Genomic DNA, 13,068 nt, shown 5'->3' with positions numbered 1-13,068 from the left:
AGAGGACTTTATGCAAGATTAGAAATCTGATTTATTCAGTATGCATGACAATGTCATTACATTAAAATCCATCTATTAATGACGGAAGTGACGCATGCCAGTCAAGACCATCGCAATGCCAGCTTCATCCGCTGCTGCAATTGTTTCTTCATCACGCATAGAACCGCCCGGTTGGATAATGCATTTAATGCCGGCTTTCGCTGCATTATCAATACCGTCACGGAATGGGAAGAATGCGTCAGATGCCATTACAGCACCTTCAACAACTAGGCCTGCGTGTTCAGCTTTAATGGCTGCAATACGGGCAGAGTTCACACGGCTCATTTGACCTGCGCCTACACCAATGGTTTGACGGCCTTTGGCATAAACAATCGCGTTAGATTTAACGTATTTCGCAACTTTCCAAGCAAAGATTAAGTCATCAATTTCTGCTTCAGTTGGGGCGCGTTTAGTCACAACTTTAAGATCATCTTTCGTGATCATGCCTAAGTCTTGGTCTTGAACCAATAGACCGCCATTCACGCGTTTATAGTCAAGCTGTGATTTACGCTCAGTAATGGCTGGCAGTTCGCCGCATACCAGTACACGAACGTTTTTCTTCGCGCCAGTCACTTCAAGCACACCTTCAGCAATACTTGGCGCAATAATCACTTCAACGAATTGACGGTCTACAATTGCTTGTGCAGTTGCAACGTCTAATTCACGGTTGAATGCAATGATACCGCCGAATGCAGATTCAGGATCAGTTGCATAAGCTAAGTCATAAGCTGTGTTAATGCCGTCTAAAGACACTGCAACGCCGCATGGATTCGCGTGTTTTACAATTACACAAGCAGGCTTGGCGAATGATTTTACGCATTCAAGGGCTGCATCTGTATCTGCGATATTGTTATAGGATAATTCTTTGCCTTGAAGCTGTTTCGCTGTAGAAACCGATGCTTCAGAAGCTGTGCTTTCTACATAGAATGCAGCGGATTGATGCGGGTTTTCACCGTAACGAAGATCTTGGACTTTATTTAATTGCGTATTGAATGTACGTGCAAACTTGTCAGCAGTACCTTCTTCTTTACCTACGCGTGCGCCAAGGTAAGAAGCGATCATGCCGTCATACTGTGCAGTATGCTCAAATGCTTTCACTGCTAAGTCAAAACGCGTTGCATGAGATAGAGCGCCATCCGCTTTAAGTTCAGCAATGACAGCTGAATAGTCAGATGCATTTACGACGATACCCACTGATGCATGGTTTTTCGCAGCCGCGCGGACCATGGTAGGGCCACCGATGTCAATGTTTTCAATCGCATCTGCAAGAGAGCAGTTCGGTTTGGCAACAGTTGCGGCAAACGGATAAAGGTTGACAACAACAAGGTCAATCGCGTCAATGTCATGCTCAGCCATCACAGCTTCGTCTAGACCGCGACGAGCTAAGATACCGCCATGAATTTTCGGGTGCAGTGTTTTTACACGGCCGTCCATCATCTCTGGGAAACCAGTGTGCTCTGAAACTTCAACTACAGCTACATTATTATCTTTCAATAATTTGTAAGTACCGCCAGTAGATAAAATTTCTACCCCAAGAGCAGCAAGGTCTTGTGCAAATTCAACAATACCAGTCTTGTCGGAAACAGAGATTAAAGCGCGTTTAATAGTCATGATCTTCGTCACAGTTTTCAAGGAACAGATTAAAACAAAAAGGCAAAATTACAGGTTAAAAAAAATGCCCGCGGAAGCCGCAAGCATTTTATCATTTATTCACTCATTAAACCGTGAGCTTTCAACTTTTTACGTAAAGTTCCGCGGTTCAGTCCGAGGATCTCGGCAGCGCGTGTCTGGTTGCCGCGAGTATATTCTAGAACTACAGATAAAAGAGGTTTCTCCATTTCTGCCAGCACCATGTCATATACTTGAGAAGGCTGTTCGCCTTGCAGCTGAGCAAAGTAATGACGAACTGCGCGATCTACGTGAATACGAAGAGCAACATCAGATTGTGCAGTAAAAATAGGAGATTTGCTATTCATGCGAATTAATCCGAAAAAATCAGGTATCACTTGGGTAAAGTGATATAAAAAAAATGGTCTATAAATTCAATGAACCCTGTTTTAGATCTTAAAACAGAAGCTCTAAAACACGTGCATTGCAATTTAGCTTTAGCTTGCCACAACTCAGGGAATTGATCGAAATTTAAGCGTAACAATAGATTAATATTTGTTACAGCTAAAAATCAAACAAAAAAATCTGCTCTATACGCATTATGGGATAAAGCGTATTTTGCTGGATCATATTTGTTTTGAAAAATCAGTGAGGAGTTTGCAGTGCAAAGCTTTCGTGGCGCGTATCATACCATTGTCTAAGAAAAAGTGAGCAAGAAAACTGCATTTTTTTTATATTTTTTTGCATTTTTTAATAGTTTTTTTCAATCTTATGGCCGAATTATTTCTAAATTGTAATTATCGAAGCTTTTGCGGTCAGCCGGCAGCTTAAAATTGAATTTGAAAGGGCTGTTTGAGGGGATGCGCTGAATTCCAGCTAAACTTTCTGTTAAATATTCTTGCGGCTGTAAAGAATAGGTGGCAATAACCTGTCCTTTATCTTTTAACTCTACTTTAATGATAGGCAGCGCTAGGCTGCGGTCATGATAATTTATCAGCTGACCGGAAAATTCGACTTCTTTTTTAGAAATAGTGCGGACTTTTACTTTTTTAGTGGTAATCAGGTTGTAGTGCTCTTCAAGTTTAGAGCAGTTGACTACTTCACATGCGGTGTTAAACGCGAAAGCCATCACGGGGCTGTTTTTTAAATATTGCGGGTTAAACCAAAAAAATTGAAATAGAAGGGTACTGATTAATGCAATATTGACGATAGTCCACATGGCGTAATATAAAGCGCCGCGTTTAGTTTCATTCTCAGTTTTTTCAGACCAGTTCAGTGCAGGGAAGTTGCCTATAGGCTCTGTACTGAAATAGTTTAAGTTATTTAAATAGGTTTTTAGGTCGATATTGGAATTTTCGACTTTGTCGTCAAAAATATCCAGCAGCTTGCGCGGCTGTTCTGTCTGGTTTTGCGGTTCGCTTTGAAAGTTGATTTCAGAAATATCGATGGCTTGAGATTCAAAAGGCGTTGAATTATTTTGAATATCGGATTCAGCTGCAGCATGAGGCATGGCGGCCCTGGCTGCAACTAAATAGCTTAATGCATTAAAGGAAGTCGAACACTTTGGGCAGCACACCATGCCTTGAGCCATAGTCAGCTGTGCAACTGTTACTTTATATGTAGTAGCGCAAGTCGGGCAGAAGGTCTGTTTATTGCTCATAAGTGTTTAAGTAAATCGGTTAATGCTATTGGCGCTTACCTGAAATTCGGCACCAGTGTTCTTCACGTTCCTGAACATCTAATATATCAAAAAATTCAGAATAAACACTAGAAACATCATCAACTTGCTCTTTAATTACACCTGCAAGTGCGAACTCACCCTCAGATTTAATTAAAGTTGAGAATTCAGGCGCAAGTGACATCAGCGGGCCTGCCAAAATATTTGCAAGCAGAACGTCAGCTTGCTGTCCTTTGAACTCAGCATTGAACTCTTCCGGCAAGCCGACATACAGCTGATCCAGTACGCCATTCAATTCAGCATTTTGCTTTGTTGCGTGAACTGCCTGAGGATCGATGTCAGTTGCATAGACTTTTTTAGCGCCTAACAGCAGTGCAGCAACACCTAAAATGCCTGAGCCGCAGCCATAATCAATCACAATTTTATCTTTAACATCTGTTTGGCCCAGCCATTGCAAGCAAAGGAAGGTGGATGCATGGTTGCCTGTGCCGAATGCCAAGCCCGGATCGAGTTTGATGTTTACAGCATCTGGTTCTGGCGCTTGCATCCATTCAGGCACGATCCAATATTTTTCACCGATTTGGATTGGCTCGTAAGCATCCATCCATGTGCGTTCCCATTCCTGATCTTCAATGAATTCGCTGCGCATAGGCGCATCTGGCAATTGAGCTGTAATAAATGTTTCTAAAGCGGCAACATCAATTTCTTCATCATCTTCTTGCGCATAGATGCCTGTGACAATGACTTTATTCCACAGTGGAGTTTCACCCGGAAGCGGTTCAAGCAGTTCCTGATTCTCAGCATCGTCAAGCGTTACACTCACTGCGCCTAAAGAGCTGAGCAGGGTTTCGGTGAAATCGACTTGCGCTTGATCAACAGTAATATGAATTTGTAGCCACTTCACAGTAAAAACCTAAATTTGTTATGTAAAAAAGCTATTGTAGCGGAACTCATTGGGAAGCGCCTATAACTTATTTCATTCCTGCATAATAAAGGAGGCTTTGGTATCCTTTATTATGCATAGCTGTTTGGCAGCATGAAGAGAGGCTGGTTGCGCCAGTCAATGCTTTGTATTATCAAATTCTAAATCTTGATCTATTGCGGGTTTAGTCGTTAAAAGTGCAAATTTGCTGATCAGTGTTCCGAATAGAGCAGCAAAGATATACATGAAAATAGAATATACGGCGGCTGGCATGGCAATTGTAGCGCTGGCCATAACTGTGAGCGCAATGGTCATGGCCAGTGTGCTGTTGTGAATGCCGATTTCAAAGGCGCAAGCTCGAGCTTGAGCGCTGTTGATGCCGAGTAGCCGTGGAATGAAATAACCGATAGTCAGGCTGCAAATACAGAAAATAGCTGTAGCCGCACCGACTTGGCCGAGATAGCTTGCAATATTTTGACGTTCACTGAAGATTGCGCCGGCAATGATTAAGAGCAGCAAAATGACTGCAAAAAACCGCAGAGGTTTGTTCAGTTTCTCGGTGAGCGCTGGCGCGTAATGGCGGATCAGCATGCCAACGCACACAGGAATAATGATAATGCCGAATACCTGCAGGATTTTTGAAAAATGCAGGCTGATTTGCTGACCTTCCTGCATAAAATGCATAATGGAGAAATTGACAATTAAAGGCAATGTAAGCGCAGCGATAACAGAGTTGATTGCGGTTAAAGTGATATTCAGCGCCAGATCACCTTTAAATAAGTAGCTGAATAGATTTGCGGTACTGCCTCCGGGAGAGGCTGCCAGCAGCATCAGCCCAACGGCCAGCAGCGGTTCTAAAGTAAATAATTTACAAAGTAAAAATGCAATGCCAACCAGCAAGACCAGCTGGCAAAATAAAGCGATCAGCACAGCTTTCGGGTGTTTGGTTACTCTGGCGAAATCTTTAGGGGTCAGCTCTAAACCTAAGCCAATCATAATGATGGCTAAGGCTAAGGGCAGCATAATGGTGATGATTCCAGAATCCATCTGTTCACTCCTTTTTATATGATTTGGCAGTTAAGTCATGTATTTAATGCTCAAAGTGAAATTTAAACTTTTGTTGTATTAGAGTTTGTCATCAAATTATTATTTTTACGTGTCAGTATGAATCCAAAAAACACCACAAAAACATACATGAAAATTGTGTACACGCCTGCAGGAATGGCAATGGTGGTGTTAGACAGTACAGACAATGCAATGGTGAGGGAAATGGCGGTATTGTGTATGCCTATTTCAAAAGTGCAGGCGCGCGCCTGCGGTTCAGGAATATCGGTTACATGCGGAATTAAATAACCTAGGAATAAACTGGTAAAGCAGAATAAGCCGGTTGCCCATCCTGCATCGGCAAAATAAAGCACCAAATTAGATTTTTCCCGGAAAAGTGCATAAAGAAAAATGAAAAATAGAAAGAAGATGGATATCAGCCGCATTGGCCGGGTGAGCTGATAGGAAATGCCGGGGGCGGCGTAGCGCAATATCATGCCTATACATACAGGGATGAAGATAATCAGAAAAACTTGCGCAAACTTTTCTATCGGCATGCCTATAGTTTGGTTATCGCCTAAAAAATACAAAATAGATAAATTGACAATAAAGGGCAATGTAAAGGTGCAAATAACAGAGTTGATGGCTGTTAATGTAATATTCAGCGCAACATCACCTTTATATATATAGCTGAATAGGTTGGCTGTCGGGCCGCCTGGGGATGCCGCCAGCAGCATGAGCCCAACAGACAGCAGCGGCGCTAAGTTCATTGCTTTGCAGATTAAAAATGCAATGCTGACTAAAATAACCTGCTGTGTAAAAAGCGCTAAGAATATAGCTTTGGGATAGCGCCCCACGCGCATGAAATCTTTAATGGAAAGTTCTAAGCCAAGCCCCATCATCATCAGGGCTAAAGTAACTGGCAGGAAAAAAGCAAATAACCCCGAATCCATGGAATATCCTTTTTTGTTTTTGTCCTTTATGGTTATATTTTGAGTGTAAACAAGTTTTCTAAATTAGCAATAAGTAAAAGCGGGTGGAAATTAAACATTTTCACCCGCTTTTTGAAGCAGTTAACGTTTGTTTGTCAGTAAAGGATAAACGGTTATTTAGGACGTGGAGGAGTGAAGCCTAGGGCGCATTTACCTTTTACTTCTGCACCGTTAATGGTAACAGCTGATGCACCGGAAGCGCTTGAGCAGGCGGTGTAGAGTTCAGCTTCGTCGCCTTTAATTGCGGTATTTTTTCCTGAAGCAAAGAACTGAGGTTCGCAAGTACCGTTCCAGATAATACCCCGATAAGCAAAACTAACTTGCGCGCCTTGGGATTTGCCTTTACAGACTTGCTGGTATTTTTGAGCATTATAAACCGTTTCGACTTTATCATTTGCCGAAGCAGCAAATGGCGCCAAACACAAACCGCAGAGAATCGATGATAAAATAACATTCTTATTCATGATTGTTGTCCTTATGGTTTTTACAAGATCAAGTAATAGGATAAAAAATAGGCAGAATAAAACAACATTGATCAGGTAATTTTTAAGGTAAAATTGTTTCATTTTGATGAGTTATGCAAATAAAAATAACAATTGCTGAGCAATCCAGAATTGCTGTGCATGCAAATAACAAGAAAATCGACTGATTCTGTCAACTTATGAATGAAATTTTGCTATAATCTCTGGTCATTATTTTTTTAATTCTCTCAATACCACTATGCATTATCCTAAAGTTTACGATGTCATTGTTATCGGCGGCGGTCACGCAGGTACAGAAGCGGCGCTGGCTGCGGCACGTATGGGGCGACAGACTCTGCTTTTAACTCATAATATTGAGACTTTGGGCCAGATGAGCTGCAATCCAGCCATCGGTGGTATTGGCAAATCACATCTTGTACGTGAAATTGATGCTTTAGGCGGCGCTATGGCGCTGGCCGCCGATAAGGGCGGTATTCAATTCCGTATTTTGAACTCGCGTAAAGGTGCGGCAGTGCGTGCAACACGCGCTCAAGCCGACCGTATCCGCTATAAGGCGGCGATCCGTGAAACTCTGGAAAACCAAGCAAACTTGGATATCTTCCAGCAGGCGGCAGATGATTTGATTGTTGAAGGCGATACCGTTAAAGGCGTCGTGACGCAGATGGGTATCCGCTTTGATGCGAAAACTGTAGTTTTGACTACAGGTACATTCCTTGGCGGCGTGATCCACGTTGGCTTGAATAATTCATCAGGCGGCCGTGCAGGCGATCCTCCTTCAATTTCACTGGCAGCGCGTTTGCGTGAGTTGAATTTACCTGTAGGTCGTTTAAAAACCGGTACACCGCCGCGTATTGATGCGCGTTCAGTTGATTTTTCCGTAATGACACCGCAGCCGGGTGATTTTCCCTCTCCGACGATGTCGTTCATGGGTGATGCATCTATGCACCCTGAGCAAATTAACTGCTATATCACGCATACCAATGAACGTACGCACGACATTATCCGTGGCGGGTTAGACCGTTCACCGATGTATACGGGTGTAATTGAGGGTGTTGGTCCGCGCTATTGCCCATCAATTGAAGATAAAATTCATAAATTTGCCGATAAAGACTCGCATCAGGTATTCCTTGAGCCAGAAGGCTTGGATACACATGAGCTTTATCCAAACGGTATTTCAACATCATTGCCTTTTGATGTGCAGTTTGAATTGGTGCGTTCAATCCGCGGTATGGAAAATGCGCACATTCTCCGTCCGGGCTATGCAATTGAATATGATTATTTCAACCCGCAATCGCTGAAGTTTTCATTAGAAACCAAATCAATTAATAACCTGTATTTTGCCGGTCAAATTAACGGCACAACGGGGTATGAAGAAGCGGGTGCGCAAGGCTTGCTTGCTGGCTTGAATGCTGCGCGCCGTGCATGGGATCAAGAGCAATGGACGCCTAAGCGTGATGAAGCGTATATGGGCGTGCTTGTGGATGACTTGATTACACTCGGTACCAAAGAACCGTACCGCATGTTTACATCTCGCGCCGAATACCGTTTGATGCTGCGCGAAGACAATGCAGATCAGCGCTTAACAGCAATTGGCCGTGAAATGGGCCTTGTGGATGATGCGCGTTGGGATTCGTTCTGCCAGAAAATGGAAGCGGTTGAAACTGAAAAAGGCCGTTTACAGCACCTTTGGGCAGCGCCGAACAATCCGCTAGGCAAAAAATTCGTTGAAATGACAGGTGATGATCTGTCAAAAGAAACCAATGCAATTGATTTGTTGAAACGTCCGAACATCAATTTCTCGCAAATTGCTGAACTCACTGGTTCAGAAGTAACACCTTTTGTGGGCGAGCAAATCGAAATTGCAGTGAAATATGCAGGTTATATCAACCGTCAGCAAGAAGACGTTGCGCAAATGAAGCGTTTGGAAGATACGCGTATTCCTGCTGATTTTGATTATGACGTCGTGTCTGGATTGTCGCGAGAAATTACGCTGAAATTAAAAGATATACGTCCTGAAACTTTGGCTCAAGCCAGCCGTATTCCGGGTGTAACGCCAGCAGCGGTGCAACTGGTGATGATTACAATCCGTAAGAATGCGCAAGCGAAAAAATCTGCTTAAGTGTTAAAAGTAAAAAGCCCGCTTAATGCGGGCTTTTTTATCGTAAAATTTTTAATGATCAAAAATAATGATGGCATGATTGTTTAAAGCTTTGCTTTATGTAAGTTATTGTAAACCAATTATTAATTATTTTTTTAATAGCCAGAAAGTATTGATATGCAACCTTTTACCTATAAGTTTCTATATTTTTACAGTGTTTTAAATGGGTTAATCCGACCATTGTAGTGGTATTTATTGTGAATGATCCGACAGAAAATACACAGGCAGGCCGCGCATGGCTGCCTGTGTACTAAGGATGGAGTTGGATCATGGCACAAGTACAAACTGAAAAAATGCAAAAATTTTTGACGGTATTTTTGTGTTTCTGGGTGGCTTTTTTTGAGGGTTTTGACCTTCAGGCCCCTGGAATCTCCGCAAAAGGAATCGCAGCGACATTTTCGTTAGACCAAATTCAGATGGGCTATGTCTTTAGTCTGGGGGTTTTTGGCATGCTGTTTGGCGCTTTTTTTGGCGGCCGGGTGGCGGACTATTTGGGACAGAAAAAAGTCTTAATGCTGTCAATTGCAATTTTTGGCGTGTTTATGTCGTTAACGGCAATTGCGCCAAGCATTGAGGTTTTATATGCGGCCCGCTTTTTTACAGGGCTGGGCTTAGGGGCTGCAATGCCAACCATGATTTCAGTGGTTGGGGATGAAGCGACCGAGGTGAACCGCGGTAAGCTGAACAGCTTAATGTATTGCGGATTGCCGGTTGGGGCTATCTTTGTGGCTGGATTGGGTATCTTCTTTAAAGATATTTCTTGGCATACGCTTTTTTTGGTTGGCGGCTTGACGCCTTTGCTGTTGATTCCTTTCATGGCTATTATTTTAAAAGATAAGCGCAAAGAAAAGGTTCAAACTGCAGAAACTGTTCCGCCTATGGCGCAAATACTGTTCGCTGAACAGAAATATAAGCAGACGCTGCCGCTGTGGGGCAGCTTTTTCTTTACCTTGATGGTGAATTATATTTTGATCAGCTGGCTGCCGAACTTGCTGATGGAACAAGGTTTGGAAAAGCAGCAGGCATTCATGATCATGCTGGTGTTCCAGGTGGGCGCGGTAATTGGTACGCTTGGTTTTGGCTATCTGCTTGACCGTTTGAAATTGTGGCAGATGGCGGCGTTGATTTACACAGGTTTATTTATTGCTGTCTTTACGTTGTTTACAACGACTTCTATTCCAGTATTGGTTGCGGCAGGTGTGTTGGGCGGCATTTTTTCTACCGGCGGCCAATCAATCCTGTATGGCATTTCCCCGATTTTCTACTCAAATGCCGGTAAAGTGACTGGTGTAGGCAGTGCAATTTCATTGGGCCGCTTGGGTGCAATGACTGGGCCATTGCTGACAGGTAAGATTTTGGCTTTAGGTTTTGGTACCGCAGGTATTTTGGTGACAAGTGCGCCGGGCATTGCTCTATCTGCTTTGGCTGTTGCTTCGCTGTCTGCATATAAGGCAAGTAAAAGTAAGTCATGATAATGAGCAAGCGGTAAAAGTGCAGGTGAATATATAAAAGGAGGCAAATGCCTCCTTTTATATATTCGATATTTAGTGAAATTTGGCTTTGGCTGCTGAGATAATTTTAAAGATTTTGTTAAACTGTGCGGGTGCATTCAGATTTGTAATTGGGATTGAGAATCTATGGCGTATCAACTGATTCAGCTTTCTATTCAGGCAACAGATAATATTCAGTGTCCGCATTGTCAGCAGCATGTTATTAATTGGGCTGAAGAACAATATGTACAGCCTTGCGAGCATACCTTGTTTATTGCCATGGATATTGGCTTTGAATACATTACTGATGAGTTTGAGCAAACCATGCGCCGTACCGTAGATGACTTGCATGCAAATGATGATCAAGTCAGTGTAATTGCAGAGTTGAAGGCAGCGCAATATCCGGAATTTAAAATTTATCAGTCTGATTTGGGTATTGAGGGCTATTCGCGCTATATCGGTTTTATGGCATAAGCATTTGCGCTGTAAAGTAATAGTCTGGCGATGATCTTCCTGTAAGTTTAGCTCAAGACATAAAAAAGCTCCGATATCGGAGCTTTTTTATGTTCAGGCTATTGAAGGTTGCTTTCTACTTCTTCTTCAATATCATCCTCTGTGCTGTCCATACCGAGTTCTTTGAGCTTGCGGGTCAGTGTATTGCGGCCCCATCCTAAAAGTTCGGCTGCATGGCGCTTGCGGCCACGGGTTTGCTGAAGCGCAGCGTTGATGAGGGTGCGTTCAAACATTGGCGTAGCAATGTCCAGAATTTTCATTTCACCGTTTTTCAGCTTCTGAATTGCCCATTGACCCAGCATCTCATCCCAGTGGTGGATTGAAACACGGTCAATAGTCAGCGGGGCTTGCGCGTCTTCACCGCTTTGATGGATTGGAATCTGCTTTAATTCAGAAGGTAAGTCTTCAGGATATACTTCGCGGCCGGTAATCATGACGGTCAGCCAGCGGCAGGTATTTTCCAGTTGGCGCACATTGCCTTGCCAAGGCAGTTTTTTCATGTATTCCTGTGTTTCTAGGCGCAGAATTTTAGGGCTGACCCCTAGTTCTTTGCCTGCGCGCGCCAGGAAGTGCTGCGCCAGCATTGGAATATCTTCGCTGCGGTGCGCCAGTTTCGGAATATGAATGCGGATAACATTCAAACGGTGATATAAGTCTTCACGGAAGCGGCCTTCATGCACTAGCTTTTCTAAATCTTGATGCGTTGCAGCTACAATACGCACATCCACTTTTACTGGAATATGGCCGCCCACACGGTAAAATTCACCATCTGCCAAGACGCGCAGCAAGCGTGTTTGGGTTTCAAAGGGCATGTCGCCAATTTCATCTAAAAACAGTGTGCCGCCATTGGCCTGTTCAAAGCGGCCTTGGCGCTGAGAGTTGGCTCCGGTGAATGCGCCTTTTTCGTGACCGAATAATTCAGTTTCGATCAAGTCTTTGGGAATGGCGGCCATATTGAGTGCAATAAAAGGCTTGCTGCTGCGCGGGGAATGGCGGTGCAATGCATGCGCAACCAGCTCTTTTCCTGTGCCTGATTCACCATTAATCAGCACGGTAATATGTGATTGAGAAAGGCGGCCAATCGCACGGAAAACTTCCTGCATAGCCGGAGATTCACCAATAATTTCTGTAGATTGAATTGGCGGTGCGGTTTTTGCAGATTCCTGCTGCTGCAGTTTTGCGATATGCAAAATAGCGCGATTAACTAAAGCTAAAGCTTCGTCAATGTCAAACGGTTTAGGCAGGTATTCAAACGCACCGGTTTGGTAGCTCGACACGGCAGATTCAAGATCAGAATGCGCTGTCATAATAATGACCGGTAAATCCGGATAGTTGCCTTTGACTTTGCCTAAGAAGGTTAGGCCGTCAATACCGGGCATGCGGATGTCGGTTAAAATGACATCCGGCGCATCGATGCTGAGCTGATCAAGCGCAGATTGGGCTTCTTCAAAACTGGTGACGTCAAAACCTTCTTCTTTAAATGTTTTTTCCAGCACCCAACGCATGGCGCGGTCATCATCAATTACCCATATTTTATTTCGCGACATGGTCGGACTCCCAAGGTAAATATAAGCTAAATACTGTTTTTCCAGGAACTGACTGACATTCAATCATTCCGTTATGTTGATGCATAATGTTTTGTGCAATGCTGAGCCCTAAGCCAGTGCCTTTTGCGCGGCCGGTTACTAAAGGATAGAAGACGGATTCTATGATTTCTTCTGGAACACCGGGCCCATTGTCTTCAATATCAATGCGCACAGCTGAGCGCTTCAAAACACCATTGATTGTTACAAGGCGCTGAATGCGGGTTCTAAGAATCAGCTCAGGCTGATGATCGATAAAGAACTCTTTGTTTTCAGTCATCGCTTGAACTAAGCTGGCTGAGCTGAAAGCAAAGGAAGCAGCCGCAGAGTAAATAAGGGAGCGCGGTTAATCCGCGCTCTTTTAACTGTGGGCATTCCTTTTGAAGCGATTGAAAAGATGCCCATGGATACTGCAATCGCAATACTCACCGATGAGCGGCCAAACAATACTCATCCTTGATCTTGATTTTGCTGTACATAGCGCTGACTGGTTAACGCAATGGCAATCCCGCACAGTAAAATAGTTAAAATATTGGCCAGCTGTAAAAAGGTATCCAAA

11 protein-coding genes and 2 pseudogenes are annotated in these 13,068 nt (G+C 43.5%); 3 read left to right on the top strand and 10 right to left on the bottom strand.

The window, feature by feature from the left end:
- Positions 1–75: 75 nt before the first annotated feature.
- From purH to AZH43_RS15455, 7 genes are all read right to left on the bottom strand, one after another.
- Positions 76–1,650 (bottom strand): bifunctional phosphoribosylaminoimidazolecarboxamide formyltransferase/IMP cyclohydrolase, encoded by a 1,575-nt coding sequence (gene purH / locus AZH43_RS15485; protein WP_067671509.1) that lies wholly within the window; start codon positions 1,648–1,650, stop codon positions 76–78.
- 95 nt (positions 1,651–1,745) lie between these two features.
- Positions 1,746–2,015 (bottom strand): DNA-binding transcriptional regulator Fis, encoded by a 270-nt coding sequence (fis, locus tag AZH43_RS15480; protein ID WP_001086304.1) that lies wholly within the window; start codon positions 2,013–2,015, stop codon positions 1,746–1,748.
- A 401-nt stretch (positions 2,016–2,416) separates the two neighbouring features.
- Complete coding sequence (locus AZH43_RS15475) at positions 2,417–3,307, bottom strand: DUF3426 domain-containing protein (RefSeq protein WP_067671506.1); 891 nt, start codon at positions 3,305–3,307, stop codon at positions 2,417–2,419.
- 25 nt (positions 3,308–3,332) lie between these two features.
- Positions 3,333–4,229, bottom strand: a complete 897-nt coding sequence (gene prmA / locus AZH43_RS15470; RefSeq protein WP_067671503.1) for a 50S ribosomal protein L11 methyltransferase — start codon at positions 4,227–4,229, stop codon at positions 3,333–3,335.
- A gap of 156 nt (positions 4,230–4,385) precedes the next feature.
- Positions 4,386–5,294, bottom strand: a complete 909-nt coding sequence (locus AZH43_RS15465; protein WP_067671500.1) for a bile acid:sodium symporter family protein — start codon at positions 5,292–5,294, stop codon at positions 4,386–4,388.
- A gap of 62 nt (positions 5,295–5,356) precedes the next feature.
- Entirely contained in the window at positions 5,357–6,244 is an 888-nt protein-coding gene (locus AZH43_RS15460; RefSeq protein WP_067671497.1) for a bile acid:sodium symporter family protein, read from the bottom strand.
- Positions 6,245–6,396: 152 nt separating this feature from the next.
- A complete protein-coding gene (locus AZH43_RS15455) occupies positions 6,397–6,747 on the bottom strand; it encodes a hypothetical protein (RefSeq protein ID WP_067671494.1) in 351 nt (116 codons plus the stop codon).
- Positions 6,748–7,003: 256 nt separating this feature from the next.
- On the opposite strand from AZH43_RS15455, the gene mnmG reads away from it, so the two are divergent.
- The 3 genes from mnmG to AZH43_RS15440 all read left to right on the top strand — a co-directional run bounded on the left by mnmG (position 7,004) and on the right by AZH43_RS15440 (position 10,887).
- Positions 7,004–8,884 (top strand): tRNA uridine-5-carboxymethylaminomethyl(34) synthesis enzyme MnmG, encoded by a 1,881-nt coding sequence (mnmG, locus tag AZH43_RS15450; RefSeq protein ID WP_067671492.1) that lies wholly within the window; start codon positions 7,004–7,006, stop codon positions 8,882–8,884.
- 308 nt (positions 8,885–9,192) lie between these two features.
- Positions 9,193–10,395: a 3-(3-hydroxy-phenyl)propionate transporter MhpT gene (gene mhpT / locus AZH43_RS15445; protein WP_067671489.1), complete on the top strand. Its 1,203-nt coding sequence runs from the start codon at positions 9,193–9,195 to the stop codon at positions 10,393–10,395.
- A 165-nt stretch (positions 10,396–10,560) separates the two neighbouring features.
- On the top strand, positions 10,561–10,887 hold the full coding sequence (locus tag AZH43_RS15440) for a hypothetical protein (protein WP_067671486.1): 327 nt from the start codon (positions 10,561–10,563) through the stop codon (positions 10,885–10,887).
- Positions 10,888–10,985: 98 nt separating this feature from the next.
- Here the strand turns inward: AZH43_RS15440 and glnG are convergent, their stop codons facing one another.
- The 3 genes and pseudogenes from glnG to AZH43_RS19175 all read right to left on the bottom strand — a co-directional run.
- On the bottom strand, positions 10,986–12,473 hold the full coding sequence (glnG, locus tag AZH43_RS15435) for a nitrogen regulation protein NR(I) (RefSeq protein WP_067671483.1): 1,488 nt from the start codon (positions 12,471–12,473) through the stop codon (positions 10,986–10,988).
- A pseudogene (locus AZH43_RS15430) lies at positions 12,460–12,795 on the bottom strand (ATP-binding protein); the annotation flags it as partial. The gene glnG and the pseudogene AZH43_RS15430, both read right to left, overlap by 14 nt.
- Positions 12,796–12,968: 173 nt before the next feature.
- Positions 12,969–13,068 (bottom strand): annotated as a pseudogene (locus AZH43_RS19175) (hypothetical protein); the annotation flags it as partial.

Source organism: Acinetobacter pragensis, assembly GCF_001605895.1.
In the GTDB taxonomy this organism is placed as follows: Bacteria; Pseudomonadota; Gammaproteobacteria; order Pseudomonadales; family Moraxellaceae; genus Acinetobacter; species Acinetobacter pragensis.
Note: the sequence above shows the minus strand (reverse complement) of the source record. Positions and strands in the feature narration are given on the sequence as shown.

Coding starts and splice junctions, on each gene's coding strand:
- purH (WP_067671509.1), bottom strand. CDS start 1,650: ATGACTATTAAACGCGCTTTAATCTCTGTTTCCGACAAGACTGGTATT.
- fis (WP_001086304.1), bottom strand. CDS start 2,015: ATGAATAGCAAATCTCCTATTTTTACTGCACAATCTGATGTTGCTCTT.
- AZH43_RS15475 (WP_067671506.1), bottom strand. CDS start 3,307: ATGAGCAATAAACAGACCTTCTGCCCGACTTGCGCTACTACATATAAA.
- AZH43_RS15465 (WP_067671500.1), bottom strand. CDS start 5,294: ATGGATTCTGGAATCATCACCATTATGCTGCCCTTAGCCTTAGCCATC.
- AZH43_RS15460 (WP_067671497.1), bottom strand. CDS start 6,244: ATGGATTCGGGGTTATTTGCTTTTTTCCTGCCAGTTACTTTAGCCCTG.
- AZH43_RS15455 (WP_067671494.1), bottom strand. CDS start 6,747: ATGAATAAGAATGTTATTTTATCATCGATTCTCTGCGGTTTGTGTTTG.
- mnmG (WP_067671492.1), top strand. CDS start 7,004: ATGCATTATCCTAAAGTTTACGATGTCATTGTTATCGGCGGCGGTCAC.
- mhpT (WP_067671489.1), top strand. CDS start 9,193: ATGGCACAAGTACAAACTGAAAAAATGCAAAAATTTTTGACGGTATTT.
- AZH43_RS15440 (WP_067671486.1), top strand. CDS start 10,561: ATGGCGTATCAACTGATTCAGCTTTCTATTCAGGCAACAGATAATATT.
- glnG (WP_067671483.1), bottom strand. CDS start 12,473: ATGTCGCGAAATAAAATATGGGTAATTGATGATGACCGCGCCATGCGT.